This window comes from Pseudomonas sp. OTU5201, from assembly GCF_038440135.1.
Taxonomy (GTDB): Bacteria; Pseudomonadota; Gammaproteobacteria; order Pseudomonadales; family Pseudomonadaceae; genus Metapseudomonas; species Metapseudomonas resinovorans.
The window spans coordinates 107,547-122,253 of sequence record NZ_JASATC010000011.1; the positions used below are offsets into that span (position 1 = coordinate 107,547).

Annotated in this window: 11 protein-coding genes; 7 read left to right on the forward strand and 4 right to left on the reverse strand. The window is 64.0% G+C overall.

Annotation, left to right across the window (positions count from 1 at the left end; translation table 11 throughout):
* The first annotated feature begins 232 nt into the window (after positions 1 to 232).
* Positions 233 to 1,318, forward strand: a complete 1,086-nt coding sequence (locus AAHM40_RS09505; protein ID WP_342244406.1) for a polyamine ABC transporter substrate-binding protein — start codon at positions 233 to 235, stop codon at positions 1,316 to 1,318.
* Between the two features lie 66 nt (positions 1,319 to 1,384).
* On the opposite strand, the gene AAHM40_RS09510 is transcribed toward AAHM40_RS09505, so the two are convergent.
* From AAHM40_RS09510 to AAHM40_RS09520, 3 genes are all read right to left on the reverse strand, one after another.
* Entirely contained in the window at positions 1,385 to 2,293 is a 909-nt protein-coding gene (locus AAHM40_RS09510) for a DMT family transporter (protein ID WP_342244407.1), read from the reverse strand.
* A gap of 373 nt (positions 2,294 to 2,666) precedes the next feature.
* Positions 2,667 to 3,398, reverse strand: a complete 732-nt coding sequence (locus AAHM40_RS09515; RefSeq protein ID WP_342244408.1) for a TorF family putative porin — start codon at positions 3,396 to 3,398, stop codon at positions 2,667 to 2,669.
* A 102-nt stretch (positions 3,399 to 3,500) separates the two neighbouring features.
* Positions 3,501 to 5,243 carry an amidohydrolase gene (locus tag AAHM40_RS09520; protein ID WP_342244409.1) on the reverse strand — a complete coding sequence of 581 codons (1,743 nt, stop codon included), beginning with the start codon at positions 5,241 to 5,243 and terminating at the stop codon, positions 3,501 to 3,503.
* A gap of 105 nt (positions 5,244 to 5,348) precedes the next feature.
* On the opposite strand from AAHM40_RS09520, the gene AAHM40_RS09525 reads away from it, so the two are divergent.
* Positions 5,349 to 6,266 (forward strand): LysR family transcriptional regulator, encoded by a 918-nt coding sequence (locus AAHM40_RS09525; protein WP_342244410.1) that lies wholly within the window; start codon positions 5,349 to 5,351, stop codon positions 6,264 to 6,266.
* Positions 6,267 to 6,537: 271 nt separating this feature from the next.
* On the opposite strand, the gene AAHM40_RS09530 is transcribed toward AAHM40_RS09525, so the two are convergent.
* On the reverse strand, positions 6,538 to 8,280 hold the full coding sequence (locus AAHM40_RS09530; RefSeq protein ID WP_342244411.1) for an amidohydrolase: 1,743 nt from the start codon (positions 8,278 to 8,280) through the stop codon (positions 6,538 to 6,540).
* Positions 8,281 to 8,387: 107 nt separating this feature from the next.
* On the opposite strand from AAHM40_RS09530, the gene AAHM40_RS09535 reads away from it, so the two are divergent.
* The 5 genes from AAHM40_RS09535 (at position 8,388) to AAHM40_RS09555 (ending at position 14,594) form a co-directional block, all read left to right on the forward strand.
* Positions 8,388 to 9,302 (forward strand): LysR family transcriptional regulator, encoded by a 915-nt coding sequence (locus AAHM40_RS09535; protein ID WP_342244412.1) that lies wholly within the window; start codon positions 8,388 to 8,390, stop codon positions 9,300 to 9,302.
* 78 nt (positions 9,303 to 9,380) lie between these two features.
* Positions 9,381 to 11,117: a bifunctional isocitrate dehydrogenase kinase/phosphatase gene (gene aceK, locus AAHM40_RS09540; RefSeq protein WP_342244413.1), complete on the forward strand. Its 1,737-nt coding sequence runs from the start codon at positions 9,381 to 9,383 to the stop codon at positions 11,115 to 11,117.
* 5 nt (positions 11,118 to 11,122) lie between these two features.
* Positions 11,123 to 12,142, forward strand: a complete 1,020-nt coding sequence (locus AAHM40_RS09545; protein ID WP_342244414.1) for an AraC family transcriptional regulator — start codon at positions 11,123 to 11,125, stop codon at positions 12,140 to 12,142.
* Positions 12,143 to 12,471: 329 nt separating this feature from the next.
* Positions 12,472 to 13,512, forward strand: a complete 1,041-nt coding sequence (locus AAHM40_RS09550; protein WP_342244415.1) for a histone deacetylase family protein — start codon at positions 12,472 to 12,474, stop codon at positions 13,510 to 13,512.
* Positions 13,509 to 14,594 (forward strand): extracellular solute-binding protein, encoded by a 1,086-nt coding sequence (locus tag AAHM40_RS09555; RefSeq protein ID WP_342244416.1) that lies wholly within the window; start codon positions 13,509 to 13,511, stop codon positions 14,592 to 14,594. The genes AAHM40_RS09550 and AAHM40_RS09555 overlap by 4 nt, the downstream gene beginning before the upstream one ends.
* Positions 14,595 to 14,707: the final 113 nt, after the last annotated feature.

The window sequence follows — 14,707 nt, forward strand, 5'->3', positions numbered from 1 at the left end:
GGCATCCGTGCCACTGGCGTTGGGCTTCGCTCCGCTTTGCCACAACCTACGGAGGTTCCTGGCGTTTGGAGCACCCCTGCGGCATGCGGGGTGGGCCATCTCCTTTCCATGCCCTGGTTTCCTCGCGGGCACGCTGGGACTTGTCCCGCATTGTCACCGGTGGCGGTGATGGCGAAGCTGGAAGCCCCGCACGACGGGGTCTCGATCCACAAGTAGCCAGGACACAATGACAATGACACGTTCCTTCGCGCCCCTTCTTCTGACGCTGGCCATGTCCGCCGCCGCCCAGGCGGCCGATACGGTGAAGATCTACAACTGGAGCGAGTACATCGCCCCGGACACCGTGGCCAACTTCAGCAAGGAAACCGGCATCCAGACCAGCTACGACGTCTACGACAGCAACGAGACCCTCGACGGCAAACTGATGACCGGCAAAACCGGCTATGACGTGGTGGTTCCGTCCAACCACTTCATGGCCAAGCAGATCCAGGCCGGTGCCCTGAAGAAGCTGGACAAGGCCCAGCTACCCAACTGGAAGAACCTCAACCCGGTGCTGCTCAAGGCGCTGGAAGTGAACGACCCGGGCAACCAGTACGGGTTCCCTTACCTCTGGGGCAGCACCGGCATCGGCTACAACGTCGACAAGGTGAAGGCGGTGCTGGGCGATAACGCTCCGGTACATTCCTGGGACCTGTTCTTCAAACCGGAGAACATGGAGAAGCTGGCCAAGTGCGGCGTTGCCGTGCTCGACAATGGCCCGGAGCTGCTGCCCATCACCCTCAACTACCTGGGCCTGCCGCACCACAGCCAGAAACCCGAGGACTACAAGACGGCGCAAGCCGAACTGATGAAGGTGCGCCCCTACATCACCTACTTCCATTCCTCGAAGTACATCAGCGACCTGGCCAATGGTGATATCTGCGTGGCGGTCGGTTTCTCCGGCGACATCCTGCAGGCGGCCACCCGCGCCAAGGAAGCGGGCAACGGTGTGAACATCCAGTACTCGACGCCGAAGGAAGGCTCGCCCATGTGGTTCGACATGGTCGCCATGCCTGCCGATGCGCCCGATGAAGCGGCCGGGTATGCGTTCCTCAACTACCTGCTGCGCCCGGATGTGATGGCCGGCATCAGCAACTCGGTGCACTACGCCAACGGCAACGCGGCCGCCGACCCGCTGGTGGAGGCCGCGATCAAGGCCGACCCGGCCATCTACCCGCCGGCCGACGTGATGAAGAACCTCTTCGCGCTGGAGTCCATGCCGCAGAAGATCGACCGCGTGCGGACGCGGGTGTGGAATGCGGTGAAGACGGGGCGATAGGTCCGAACGGGAGCGCTCTTTTGTAGGGGCGAATGAATTCGCCCCTACAGAGATTCGCCCTCCGAATCACCCCGCCGACTTCGCCGCAGCCGGCACCGTTTGCGGCTTGAGCACCAGCCACAGCGCCAGGGCGATGAGTACGCCGCCTTGCAGGTGCGCCATCGACACCGACTCATCGAGCAGCAGCACGCCCCAGAACACGCCGAACGGCGGGATCAGGAAGGTCACGGTCATGGTCTTCACCGGTCCTACGTTGGCGATCAGGCGGAAGTAGAGAATGTAGGCGAACGAGGTGCAGACGAAGCCCAGCGCCGCCAGGGCCAGCCAGGTTGTGGGGTGCAGCAGGGGTTCCAGTGGCATGCTCGGGGCTTCCCAGGCGAATGCCGGCACCAGGCAGAGTGTGGCGCCGATCTGGCAGCCGAGGGCCACCATGCCGCTGTCCATGCCGCCGGCCTCGGTGATCCAGCGCTTGGTCATGAAGCCGGCGAAGCCATAGCAGGTGGTGGCCACCAGGCAGGCTGCCGCGCCCCAGAGCAATTGAGCGTCGAAGGCCACCGGCCCGGTGCGGGTCAGCACCGCCACCCCGGCCAGGCCCATGAGCACGCCGGCGGCCTTGGCGCCTGTGAGTTTCTCGGCGAAGAACAGCGCGCCGATCAGCACACCCATCAGCGGTGTGGTGGCATTGAAGATGGCGGAGTAACCGGCCGGCAGAACCTGCGCCGCCAGGGCGTACATGGCGGCGGGAACCCCGGAGCTGACGACGCCGATCACCAGCGTCTTGCTCAGCTTGCCGCGAAAGTCCCAGTTGCTGCGCAGCACCGCAAGAATCACCGCCAGGCCGATCGCCGAGAGCAGCACCCGCAGGAAGGCCGTTGGCAGCGCACCGATGTCCGGCACCAGCATGCGGATGAACAGGAAGCTGGCGCCCCAGATGGCGGCAAGGCCCAGCAGGCGGATGAGGTCGGCGGGTTTCATGGCGGGCTCCAGGCAGTGGAGCCGGCACGATGCGCCGCCGCGAACGGCGGCGCAATCCACAACTTGCTTTCAAATTGGCGGAACAGTTTGGCTGTGGCGGAATCGCCTTTTTGTAAGGGCGAGTTCATTCGCTATGTCTGCGTTAGCTGTTGCGAGCGATTGACCTTCTGGCCAAGAGCCTTGTAGGAGCTGGCTTGCCAGCGAAACCCCCCCATTCGCTGGCAAGCCAGCTCCTACGGGCAATGCAGCTGCCTACAGCACGTCATGCAGACATAGCCAATTCATTCGCCAAGGGCAGCGTAGCTGCCCCATGGATGCCTCCAGGGCAGGTCTTCGACCTGCATGGCGAATGAATTCGCCCCTACAAGAGCTATCAGAAGCGCTTGCTCACGCTGGCCACCCAGGTCGCCGTGCAGACATCGGTGAAGCCGTAGTTGCTGGCGCACTCGGACTCGGACAGGTCGGTGTCCACGTAGGCGATGCCCCAGGTGGCACCGATGAAGTCGCGCGTCAGCTTGGCTTGCCACTCGCGGTAGTCGTCGGAGCTGGTGCCATTGTTGGACCAGAACATCGGGTCCTTGAAGTCCACGCGGCCGTAGCGCAGTTCCAGGCCGACTTCCAGCGGCAGGGTGGTCTGATAGCCGACGTAGGTATAAAGAGAGTCCTGATCTTCGCCGAACACGGTGGACGCGTCGTTGGAGTAATACGCACCCGCCTGGAAGCCATAAGCGCCGAGGATGGCGTAAGCCTCGCTCATGTTGAACTGGCTTTCCTTCGGGTAGCTGTACTTGATGTAGCCGAGGTCCAGGTTCACGTCGTCCGTGGCCTGCCAGTACCAGCCGACGTAGTAGTCCACCTCCTGGCGAGTCTTGAGGCCGAAGCCGAAGTCCACGTTAGAAGTCCAGGCGCCAGCGTACAGCCCGCTGCTGTGGAGCAGGGTGGCGCCGGCCTGGGCGGCGGGGTCGTTCTGCGTCTGGGAAATGCCGCGGGTGCGGTAGTCGCTGGCCAGGGTCAGGTCGACCTGCAGGGCAAAATCGTCGGTCAGTTGCACGGCCTGGCAGGCGAGGGGGGCCAGGGTCAGCGCGAGGAGCGTGATGCGGCGCATGGGGTGTCCCGTTGTTGTGGTTGTTATGGCAGATGCGGGCAAGGCTCCGCCCGGCCCCCGCCATGCGGCGGGAGCTGAGCGTGGAGCGGAGGTTTCTTGTGCTTAGCGGTCGGCGTCGAAGACTTCGCGACCGGCGAACCAGGTCTTGAGGACGCGAGTTTCGGCCAGGTCCTTGTCGGGGACGCTGAGCACATCGCGGTCGAGCATGATGAAGTCGGCCTGCTTGCCGGGGGTGAGGGAGCCGATCTGCTTGTCCAGGCCGATGGTGCGCGCGGCGTTCAAGGTATAGGCCTGGAGCATGGTTCTCCGGTCGATGCGCTCGTCGGCATTGAGCACGCCTTTCGGACCATCACGGCTGACCGCCTGGTAGATCGCCAGCCACGGGTTGGGCGACGACACCGGCCAGTCGCTGGCGCCAGCGATGGTGGCGCCCTGGCTCAGCAGCGAGTGGGCCGGGTACTGGTAGCGGAAGGCAAAGGCGCTGACGTAGGGCTTGACCAGGTCCAGTGTGTAGTCGTCGCCGGAGGCCCAGAGCAGCTGCATCGAGGCGGTCACGTCAAGCGGCTTGAAGCGCGCGAATTCCTTGGGGTTCACCAGTTGCAGGTGGGTGATGGAATGGGCGATGCCGCTCTGCCGGTCCTTGCGTGCCTGTTCGATACCATTGAGGGACTCGCGCACCGCACGGTCGCCGATGGCGTGGATATGCACCAGCCAGCCACGGGCGTCGGCTGCGCTCACCAGCTCACCGAAGTGCGCCGGGTCGATCAGCAGTTCGCCGCGCTTTTGTGAGTTGTTGTACGGGTCGATCAGCGCCGCGCTCTGGGCTGGATACTCCAGCACGCCATCGGCGAAGACCTTGATGCCCGGCAGGCTGAGGTTGGGGATGCCCTGGAATTGCTGGCGCACCTTGTCCAGCGTTTCGAGGTCGGCGGGGCGGCTCTTCGGGTTGGCCACCAGCAGTGCGGCGACGTGGGCGTTCAGCGCGCCTTTGTCGGCCAGGGCCTTGTACACCGGCAACACACCCACCGTCTTTTCCGTGGGCTTGAGGGCGAATACCGCCTCACCCGGCGCTGCATTGGCAGCCGGGTCCATCCAGGCGGTAATGCCCTGGCTGTTGTTGAACTTCACCGCCGATTCACCGGCGCGCATCAACTCTTCGGCGCTGGCGGCTGGTATCACAGCAGCCAGGCGGTCCCAGCCGGCGTCCACGGCAAAGCCGTTGGGCTGGCCGTCCTTGCCTACGCCCAGGGTGCCGCGCTCGGCTTCCGGCAGCGAGGCGACCAGCTTTGCGTCGATGCCGGCACGGTCCAGCATGGCCTGGTTGGCCCAGCCGGTGTGGTGGTCGCTGCCACTGAACACCACCGGCACCTTCGCCCATTCGCCGTTGTTGAATACCTGGCGTAGCTCCTCGGCCTTGCCCCAGTAGGCTGAACTCATGCCGGCGATGTTCAGCACATCACCTTGGCGGGCGCTGCCGTCGTCGCGCCAGGTGCGCAGGCGCTTCTCCAGTTCGGCCAGCTCGACCACCTCGTCTTCCATGTTGGCGGACATCATCTCCAGGCCGCCGAAGATGGCGTGGGAATGGGTGTCCACCAGGCCCGGCAGCAAACGCTTGCCGGCCAGGTCGATGATTTGGGTGGAAGCGTCGGCCAGGGCCTTGATCTCGGCGTCGGTGCCCACTTTCAGGACCTTGCCGTCAGCCACCGCCATGGCTTGCGCGTCGGGTTGGGACGGGTCGGCGGTGTACAGCTTGCCGTTGAGCAACACCAGGTCGGCGGCTGCCATCGACGCCGTCGAGGAAAAAGCCAGTGCCACGGCCAGGAGGGTGGGCGTGAAACCTTTCATTGGTAAACCCCTTGTTTTTATTGATCTGGCAGCGAGACTAGCGATTGGCCCGGGCTGGCAGAACGCCCGAATCGTGCAAAACCCTTTTTCCTGAATGGAAAAACCATGGATAAGCTCGGCGCTATCAACATGTTTGTTGCCACGGCGGAACACGGCGGTTTCAGCCGTGCTGCCGAGCAAATGGGCAAGACCCCTTCGGCCCTGACCAAGGCCGTTACCCATCTGGAAGATGAACTGGGCGTGCGGCTGTTCGAGCGCAGCACGCGACGCACGGTGTTGACCGAGGCCGGCCGGGTCTACCTGGAAACCGCGCGCCAGGTACTTCAGCGCCTGCATGAGGTGGGCGAGGAAGTGGGGCAGTTGCAGCATGGCCTGTACGGCAGCCTGCGGCTCACCGCGCCACTGGCCTTCGGGCGGGCCTTTCTTGATGACGTCTGCGCCGGCTTCCTCGCCGAGTACCCGCAGATTCGCCTGAGGGTGGACCTCAGCGACTCGTTCGTCGATCTGGTGGAAAGTGGCTATGACCTGGCCCTGCGCGAAGGCCGTGGTGATCAGCCGGGGTTGATCGCTAAAGTGGTCGGGCGCAATCGCCTGGCGTTGTGCGCCAGCCCGGCCTATCTCGCGCGCAAACCCCTGCCGGTCACACCGGAAACCCTCGACCAGCACGACTGGCTGCTCTACCGCCACGCGGCGCTGAGCCGGACCTACTGGTGGGTGGAGAAGGACGGCCAGCGCCTCAGCCTCTTGCAGCCTGCAATACCGCGCCTGGAAAGCGACAACTACGACCTGCTGCTGGCTAACGCACTGGCCGGTGCGGGCCTGTTCCATGCGCCACTGTGGAGCGGGGCGCCGTACTTCGCCGACGGCCGACTGGTCCGCCTGATGGCCGACTATGAAATTGACCCGGACGCCTTCGGCCCACAGATCCTGGCCGTCTACCCCAGCCACCGCCGCGCCACGGGCAAGGTGCTGGCCTTCATCGATTATCTGGCTCGCCACCTGGAACTGCGCGGGCTGGCGTGAAGGATTGCCTCTCGTTGTTGTGGGGGCGAATTCATTCGCTATGTCTGCGTTAGCTGTTGCGAGCGATTTCCCATCCGGCCAAGAGCCTGGTAGGAGCTGGCTTGCCAGCGAAACGCCGCCATTCGCTGGCAAGCCAGCGCCTACGGGCAATGCAGCTGCCTACAGCACGTCATGCAGACATAGCCAATTCATTCGCCAAGGGCGGCGTAGTTGCTCCGCCAGCGCCCCGCAGGAGGCGGGAGCTGGGCGCGGAGCAAGGACTTTCTTGTGGTTAGAGGTCGGCGCTGAAGACTTCGCGGCCGGCGAACCAGGTTTTCAGCACGCGGGTGTCACGCAGGGCTTCGGGCTCCACCTGGAACACGTCGCGGTCCAGCAGAATCAGGTCGGCCTGTTTGCCGGGGGTGAGGGAGCCGATCTGCTTATCCAGGCCAATGGTGCGGGCGGAGTTGAGGGTGTAGGCCTGGAACATGGTTTCCCGGTCGATTTCCTCGTCGGGGTTCAACACGCCTTTCGGCCCCTTGCGGCTGACCGCCTGGTAGATCGCCTTCCAGGGTTCGGGCGTGGTCACCGGCCAGTCGCTGGCGCCGGAAATGGTTGCGCCGTTTTTCAGCAGAGAGCGGGCGGGGTACTGGTACTGGAAGGCCATGGCGCTGATATAGGGCTGCACCAGGTCCATGGTGGAGTCGTCGGCGCTGGCCCAGTAAAGCTGCATGGAGGCAATGACATCCAGCCGCTTGAAGCGGGCGAACTCCTTGGGGTTGACCATCTGCAGGTGGGTGACCGAATGGGCGATGCCGCTCTGGCGGTCTTTGCGCGCCTGCTCGATGCCATTGAGGGCTTCACGCACCGCGCGGTCGCCGATGGCATGGACATGCACCAGCCAGCCGCGGTTATCCGCCGCGCTGATCAGCTCACCGAAATGCGCCGGGTCGATCAGCAACTCGCCGTACTTCTTCGAGTTCTTGTAGGGCTCCAGTAAGGCGGCAGTCTGCGCGGGGAATTCGGGCACGCCGTCGGCGAAGATCTTGATGCCCGGCAGCGTCAGATTGGGCAGGCCCTGGAACTGCTGGCGCACCTGGTCGAGCGTTGCCAGGTCGGCAGGGGTACTGCGGGGGTGGGCCACCAGCAGGGCGGCGACATGGGCGGTCAGCTCGCCTTTCTCGGCCATGGCCTTGTACACCGGGAGGATGCCGACGGTCTGGGCGGTGGGCTTGAAGTCGAACAGCGGCTCGCCCGGTGCGGCGTTGGCGGCCGGGTCCATCCAGGCAGTGATGCCCAGGCTGAGGTTGTAGCGCAGAGCGGCGCGGCCGGCTTCCAGCAATTGCTCGGCGGTGGCCTGCGGGAACTGCGCCAGTACCGGGTCGAGCCCTGCATCGGCGAGGAAGCCGTTGGGGCGTTTGTCTTCGTGGTGGCCGATGGTGGCCAACTGTTCGCCCTTGAGGGCTTTCACGGTTTCGGCGTTGATACCGGCCCGCTTGAGCATGGCCTGGTTGGCCCAGCCGGTGTGGTGGTCCCAGCCGACGAACACGATGGGCTCATCCGCCCATTCGCCCTGATTGAAGCGCTGCTCGAATTCCGCAACCTGGCTCCAGTAGGCTGAGGGCAGGCCACCGACGCTGAGGATGTCGCCATGGCGCGCTTTGCCGTTGTCGCGCCACTCGCGCAGTCGCTGCTCCAGCTCCGCCATGGGGAGGAGCTGCGTGTTGACGTTGGCCGCGGCGAGTTCCAGCCCGCCCATCACGGCGTGGGAGTGGGAGTCGACGAAGCCCGGCATCAGCACCCTCCCGTCGAGGTCGATCACCCGGGTGCCGGATTCCTTCAGTCGCAGCACCTCGGCGTTGTTGCCGACGGCGCGGACTTTGCCGTCCTCGACTGCCACGGCCTGTTGCAAGGGTTGGCCGGGTTCGGCGGTGTACACCTTGGCGTTATGCAGAATGAGGTCGACCGCCGCGAAGCTTTCCATTGAGGAACAAGCCAGAGCAACGGCCAGGAGGGTAGGGGCAAAGGTTTTCATCGGTTGATTTCCGGTTTTTGTTGGTCTACCGGTGAGCCTAACCAAGCCGGTCGTGCGGCAGAATGCTATGTTCTCGCACAACTTTTGTGCCGATTCGGAATAGATCAATGGACAAGCTCAGCGCGCTCACCATGTTCGTGGCCACCGCCGAGCACGGCAGTTTCAGCCGTGCGGCCGAGCAGCTGGGCAAGACACCCTCCGCGCTGACCAAGGCGGTGGGGCACCTGGAAAGCGAGCTGGGCACCCGTCTGTTCGAGCGCACCACCCGACGCATGGCGCTCACGGAAGCCGGGCACATCTACCTGGAAGGCGCCCGGCAGGCGCTGATGCAGTTGCAGCTGGCCGGAGAGGAGGTGGACCAGTTGCAGCACGAGCTGCGCGGTAGCCTGCGTCTCACGGCGCCGCCGTCGTTCGGGCCGGCCTTTCTCAACGAAGTCTGCTGTCGCTTCATGGTCGAGCACCCCCAGGTGCGCCTGGAGGTGGACCTGAACGACGCCTTCGTCGACCTGATCGACGGCGGCTACGACCTGGCCCTGCGCGACGGGCCAACGGACTTGCCGGGACTGATTGCCAGGCCGTTGACGGAGAACCGCATCCTGCTCTGCGCCAGCCCGGCCTATCTGCAACGCAAGGGAATGGACGTAAGCCTGGAAAATTACGAGCAGCACGATTGGCTGGTATTCCGCCACCCGCTGCTCAACCGCCACTTCTGGTGGGTGCGGCTGGGCGAGGAGCGTATACGCCTGCAACAGCCTGCGCCCAGGCTGGCCAGCGACAACTACGACTTTCTGCTCGCGTGCGCGCTGCGCGGCCAGGGTCTGCAGTTCCTCCCGCAATGGAGCGCCGCCCCGTACCTGGAGCGAGGTGAGCTGGTGCGGCTGTTACCCGATTACCTTCTCGAGCCCGATGCCTTCGGCCCCTGGGTCCATATCCTTTACCTGGCCCATCGCCGACGTACCCGCAAAGTGCGGGTATTCATCGAGATGCTGGAGGGTTACATGCGGGAGCGGGGGATATCCTAGAAAGGCGAGAGGCCCCTACAACCCGCAATTTTTTCTGGCTAAGCTCGCCTTTCCCGTTCCGCAGCCGAGACATCCCACATGGCGCAGCAATGGCCGGCCGAAGGCATCGCCCGACTGATCCTCGAAGGCTTCGACGATTACCGTGAGCATTTCCGCCAGATCACCGACGGCGCGCGCGCCCGCTTTGAGCTGGCGCAGTGGCAGGCCACCCAGCAGGCGGCAGCCGAGCGGATTGCGTTGTATGAGGTAAAGGTCAGCGAAACCAGCGAGCGACTGCGCGCGGCCTATGCAATGGATGAGTTGCTGGACGTACAGCTCTGGCCTCTGGTGAAGAGCGCCTATATCGGCCTGATCGATGTGCGCCTCGACGATGAACTGTCCGAGACCTGGTACAACTCGGTGTTTTGCAGCCTGTTCAGCCATGACCTGATCAGTGATGGCTGCATGTTCATCCATACCACCCGACCTTCGTTGCGCGCCCATGAACGTGCGCCCCAGACCCGCAGTTACCGTCCCGAAGGGCGGCTGCACGCAGCGCTCTCGGCGATCCTGGATGACTTCCGCTTCGACGTGCCCTTCGACGACCGTGTCGGCGATCTCAAACGCCTTGAAACCCAACTGCGCGAGAACCTGCCGGACTGGGTGTGCAAGGACCCGGAGATGCGCATCGAGCTGTTCGCCGCGCCATTGTTCCGTAACAAGGGCGCCTACCTGGTCGGCCGCATCTACACCCGTGACGAACAGTGGCCGCTGGTGATTCCGCTGTTGCACCGCGAGGACCGTGGCATCCAGGCCGACGCCATGATCACCGACGAAGCGGAAGTGTCGATCATCTTCTCCTTCACCCGGTCTTATTTCATGGTGGACGTAGCAGTACCCGCCGAGTTCGTCGGCTTCCTCAAGCGCATCCTGCCGGGCAAGCACATCGCCGAGCTGTATACCTCCATCGGTTTCTACAAGCACGGCAAGTCGGAGTTCTATCGCGCGCTGATCAACCACCTGGCCAATACCGACGACCGCTTCATCATGGCCCCCGGCGTGCGCGGCATGGTGATGAGCGTGTTCACCCTGCCGGGCTTCAACACCGTGTTCAAGATCATCAAGGACCGCTTCGCCCACGCCAAGACGGTGGACCGCAACACCGTGATCGAGAAGTACCGGCTGGTGAAAACAGTCGATCGGGTAGGGCGCATGGCGGACACCCAGGAGTTCGCTGACTTCCGTTTCCCCAAATCCAAGTTCGAGCCGGAGTGCCTGGCCGAGCTGCTGGAGGTGGCGCCGTCTACCGTGGCACTCGAAGGCGATGTAGTGCTGATTCGCCACTGCTGGACCGAACGTCGCATGACACCGCTGAACATCTACCTGGAAAGCGCCAGCGAGGCCCAGGTACACGAGGCGCTGTACGACTACGGGCTGGCGATCAAACAGTTGGCGGCGGCCAATATCTTCCCCGGTGACATGTTGCTGAAGAACTTCGGTGTCACACGCCATGGCCGCGTGGTGTTCTACGACTACGACGAGATCTGCTACCTCACCGAGGTGAACTTCCGCGTCATCCCGCCGCCGCGCTACCCGGAAGACGAAATGTCCGCCGAGCCCTGGTACTCGGTGGCCCCCAACGATGTGTTCCCAGAGGAGTTCCCGCGCTTCCTCTTCGCCGATATCGGCCAGCGCCGTTTGTTCAACAAGCTGCATGGAGATCTCTACGAAGCCGCGTACTGGAAGTCCCTGCAGGATGCGATCCGCTCCGGCAAGGTCATCGACGTCTTCCCCTACCGGCGACAGGAACGGGAACTCACCGAGGCCATCCAGTAAAGGCCATGGTCGAGCACATCTTCTCCCGCGCCACCTGGCTCAACTCCCTGCACATGTCGGCGCTGACGGTGGCGCTGTTGCGGGAGGAGGGCATCGACGCTTGCGACGTGCTGGCCGGTAGCGGCATCAGCGAGCAGGATCTCGTCGAGCTACAAAAGCTGGTCAACCCCGAGCAGGAGCAGCAGGTCTACGCCAACGCCGTGCGCCTGGCGCCGCGTGTTGCCCTGGGCCTGACCCTTGGCCTGCGCACGCGTATTTCCGCCTACGGTTTGCTCGGTTACGCGATGCTTTCAGCGCCCACCTTCGGCGAAGCGCTGCGCGTGGGTTTGAACTACCCGGTGCTGCTGGGCACCTACTTCCGTCTGGCGCTGGAGCAGGACGGCGATACTGTCTGGCTGACTGCCACCGGCTATGGCGAAGAGGAGTCGCTGCGGGCCTTCAATACCGAGCTGTGCTTGGGCTCGCTGAAAGTGATCTTCGCCGATCTACTGGGCCAACCCCTGCCGCTGCGCTCGGTGCAGCTGGACTACCCGAGCAGCAGCGGCATGGCGCGGCCCTACGCCAAAGGGTTCGGCTGCCCGGTTACCTTCGGCGCGGCTCACAGCGCCATCGGGTTTGACGCCGCCTGGCTGGCCCGGCGCCTACCCTTGGCCGACCCGGTGACACACAAGGAAATGCTCGAACAGTGTCGCCGGCAGAACGTCGAGTTCGCTGCCCGCCGCGCCTGGCTTGAGCGAGTGCGAGGTCTGCTTGCCGCCCGCTTGCAGGACCCGCCAGGGCTGGAAGAGCTGGCGCGGCAGATGAACTGCTCCTCGCGCAGCCTGCGCCGCCACCTGGCCCAGCAGCAGACCAGCTACCAGCAGCTGCTCGATGAACTGCGCTTCACCCGTGCCAAGGAAATGCTCCAGAAAGGCGACATCCCCATCTACCGCATCGCCGAAGAACTCGGCTTCAGCGAAACCGCCAGCCTGCGCCATGCCTTCCAGCGCTGGAGCGGCCAGCCGCCGAGTCATTTCCGGGGTTGAGGACGGCAGGGGAGTCGCTTGTCCATGTGGGGGCGAATTCATTCGCCAAGGGCGGCGCAGCTGCCCCCTTCACATTCTGACAGGGCGAACCTTCGGTCCGCTTGGCGAATGAATTCGCCCCTACAACGCCGCTACGCGGCTCCTAACCACCAACGATGGGTTTCGCAAGCTCGCGGCGCGCCGCCCGACCCATCCTATGAGCCTGGATTGTTTTGTGGCCACATATGTTGGCCATTTTGATCCCCTATTGGCCGTCCCTGCCACTGCTCAAATACCCCTGCCAGCCACAGAATCACTCCATCAATAACAAGACCGATGAGGTGCTCCCCATGCTGACCGTCTATAGCGACGATCACCGTCTCCACTTTGGCCAGTCGGAACTGGTCGATGGCAAGCTCCAGCCCTGTTTCGAAATGCCCAGCCGCGCGGACACCGTGCTGGCGCGGGTTCGCCAGCAGGAAATCGGTGAAGTGATCGAGCCGAAGGACTTCGGCCTGGAGCCGGTCCTGCGCGTGCATGACGCGGCTTATGTGGAGTTCCTCAAGGGTGCCTGGGATCGCTGGGCCGCCGAAGGCCATAGCTGCGATATGCTCCCCACCACCTTCCCGGCGCGCCGCCTGCGCCGCGATGGCCCCATCCCCACCGCGCTGCATGGTCAACTCGGTCACTACTGCTTCGACACCGAGGCGCCCATCACTGCCGGCACCTGGCAGGCCGTGTACAGCTCCGCCCAGGTGGCGCTGACCGCCCAGGACCAAATGCGCCAGGGCGCCAACACCGCCTTCGCCCTCTGCCGTCCGCCGGGCCACCACGCCGGCAGCGACTTCATGGGCGGCTACTGCTTCTTCAACAACGCCGCCATTGTCACCCAGGCCTTCCTCGACCAGGGCGCCAAGCGGGTGGCCATCCTCGACGTCGACTATCACCACGGCAACGGCACCCAGGAGCTGTTCTACGATCGCAGCGACGTGCTCTTCGCTTCCATCCACGGCGATCCGCTGGTGGAGTACCCCTACTACCTGGGGCATGCCGATGAGCGCGGCGAAGGTGAAGGTACCGGCTTCAACCACAACTACCCGCTGCCCCATGGCACCGGCTGGGAAGGCTGGTCCGCTGCACTCGACGACGCTTGCCGGAAGATCGCCGCGTACGCGCCGGATGCGCTGGTGATCTCCCTGGGCGTGGATACCTACAAGGACGACCCCATCTCCAAGTTCAAGCTGGATTCGCCCGACTACGTCCGCATGGGCCAGCGCATCGCCGCCCTCGGTCTGCCGACCCTGTTCATCATGGAAGGCGGCTACGCGGTGGAAGCCATCGGCGTGAATGCGGTGAACGTGTTGCAAGGCTTTGAAGGAGCTGCGCAATGAAGGCGTGCATCCTGCTGGCGGGGGCCCTGCTGGGCACCTCGCTGAGTGCCGTCGCCGAGCCCCAGGTACGCATCTACAACTGGTTCGACTACATCGGCCCGGACACCCTGAAGAACTTCCAGGCCGACAGCGGCATCAAGCCCCAGTACGACGTTTACGACAGCAACGAAGTGCTGGAGGCCAAGCTGCTTTCCGGCAATTCCGGCTACGACCTGGTGGTGCCCAGTGACAGCTTCCTGCCCAACTACATGAAGGCCGGGGTGTTCCAACCGTTGGACAAGAGCAAGCTGCCCAACTGGAAGAACCTCAACCCGGCGCTGCTCAAGGTGCTGGCCGCCAAGGACCCGGGTAACCAGTACGTGATGCCCTACATGTGGGGCACCAATGGCATCGCCTACAACGTCGACAAGGTGAAGGCGGTGCTGGGCGAAAACGCCCCGGTGGATTCCTGGGAGCTGATCTTCAACCCCGACAACCTGGCCAAGTTGAAGCAGTGCGGTGTTGCTTTCCTCGATTCGCCCACCGAGGTGATCCCGGAAGTGCTGCACTATCTGGGCCTGCCGCCCAATAGCCACAATCCGGACGACTACAAGAAGGCCGAGGAGCTGCTGGCGAAGCTGCGGCCTCACGTCAGCTATTTCAGCTCCTCGAAGTTCGTTACCGATCTGGCCAATGGCGAAGTCTGTGTGGCGCTGGCCTGGTCCGGTGGTGCGATGCAGGCGGCAGCGCGGGCACGTGAGGCCGGCAACGGCGTGAAGGTGGAATACCGCATTCCCAAGGAAGGCACCGCCGCCTGGTTCGATGTGCTGGCCATTCCGAAGGATGCTCAGAACGTCGAGCAGGCCCACGCCTTCCTCAACTACCTGCTGCGCCCGGAAGTGGTGGCGCCCATCTCTGACCATGTGGCCTACGCCAACCCCAACCAGGCGGCGGATCAGTTGATCTCGGCGGAGCTGCGCGACAATCCCAACGTCTACCCGCCGGCCGAGGTGCAGGCCCGGCTGTTCTCGGTGGAAATGCTGCCGCCGAAGCTGGAGCGCATCCGGACCCGCACCTGGACCAAGGTCAAGACCGGCACCTAGCGCCGGCACTTTGTAGGATGGTGCGGGCGACGTACCGCTAGAGCGAAGCGAAACCCATCAGTGCGGATCGATGGGTATCGCTGCGCTCCACTGCATCCTACGGGGCGGGTCCC

What these genes read in the sequence shown, in the direction of transcription:
- AAHM40_RS09505 (WP_342244406.1), top strand. Translation starts at nt 233, where the DNA reads ATGACACGTTCCTTCGCGCCCCTTCTTCTGACGCTGGCCATGTCCGCC.
- AAHM40_RS09510 (WP_342244407.1), bottom strand. Translation starts at nt 2,293, where the DNA reads ATGAAACCCGCCGACCTCATCCGCCTGCTGGGCCTTGCCGCCATCTGG.
- AAHM40_RS09515 (WP_342244408.1), bottom strand. Translation starts at nt 3,398, where the DNA reads ATGCGCCGCATCACGCTCCTCGCGCTGACCCTGGCCCCCCTCGCCTGC.
- AAHM40_RS09520 (WP_342244409.1), bottom strand. Translation starts at nt 5,243, where the DNA reads ATGAAAGGTTTCACGCCCACCCTCCTGGCCGTGGCACTGGCTTTTTCC.
- AAHM40_RS09525 (WP_342244410.1), top strand. Translation starts at nt 5,349, where the DNA reads ATGGATAAGCTCGGCGCTATCAACATGTTTGTTGCCACGGCGGAACAC.
- AAHM40_RS09530 (WP_342244411.1), bottom strand. Translation starts at nt 8,280, where the DNA reads ATGAAAACCTTTGCCCCTACCCTCCTGGCCGTTGCTCTGGCTTGTTCC.
- AAHM40_RS09535 (WP_342244412.1), top strand. Translation starts at nt 8,388, where the DNA reads ATGGACAAGCTCAGCGCGCTCACCATGTTCGTGGCCACCGCCGAGCAC.
- aceK (WP_342244413.1), top strand. Translation starts at nt 9,381, where the DNA reads ATGGCGCAGCAATGGCCGGCCGAAGGCATCGCCCGACTGATCCTCGAA.
- AAHM40_RS09545 (WP_342244414.1), top strand. Translation starts at nt 11,123, where the DNA reads ATGGTCGAGCACATCTTCTCCCGCGCCACCTGGCTCAACTCCCTGCAC.
- AAHM40_RS09550 (WP_342244415.1), top strand. Translation starts at nt 12,472, where the DNA reads ATGCTGACCGTCTATAGCGACGATCACCGTCTCCACTTTGGCCAGTCG.
- AAHM40_RS09555 (WP_342244416.1), top strand. Translation starts at nt 13,509, where the DNA reads ATGAAGGCGTGCATCCTGCTGGCGGGGGCCCTGCTGGGCACCTCGCTG.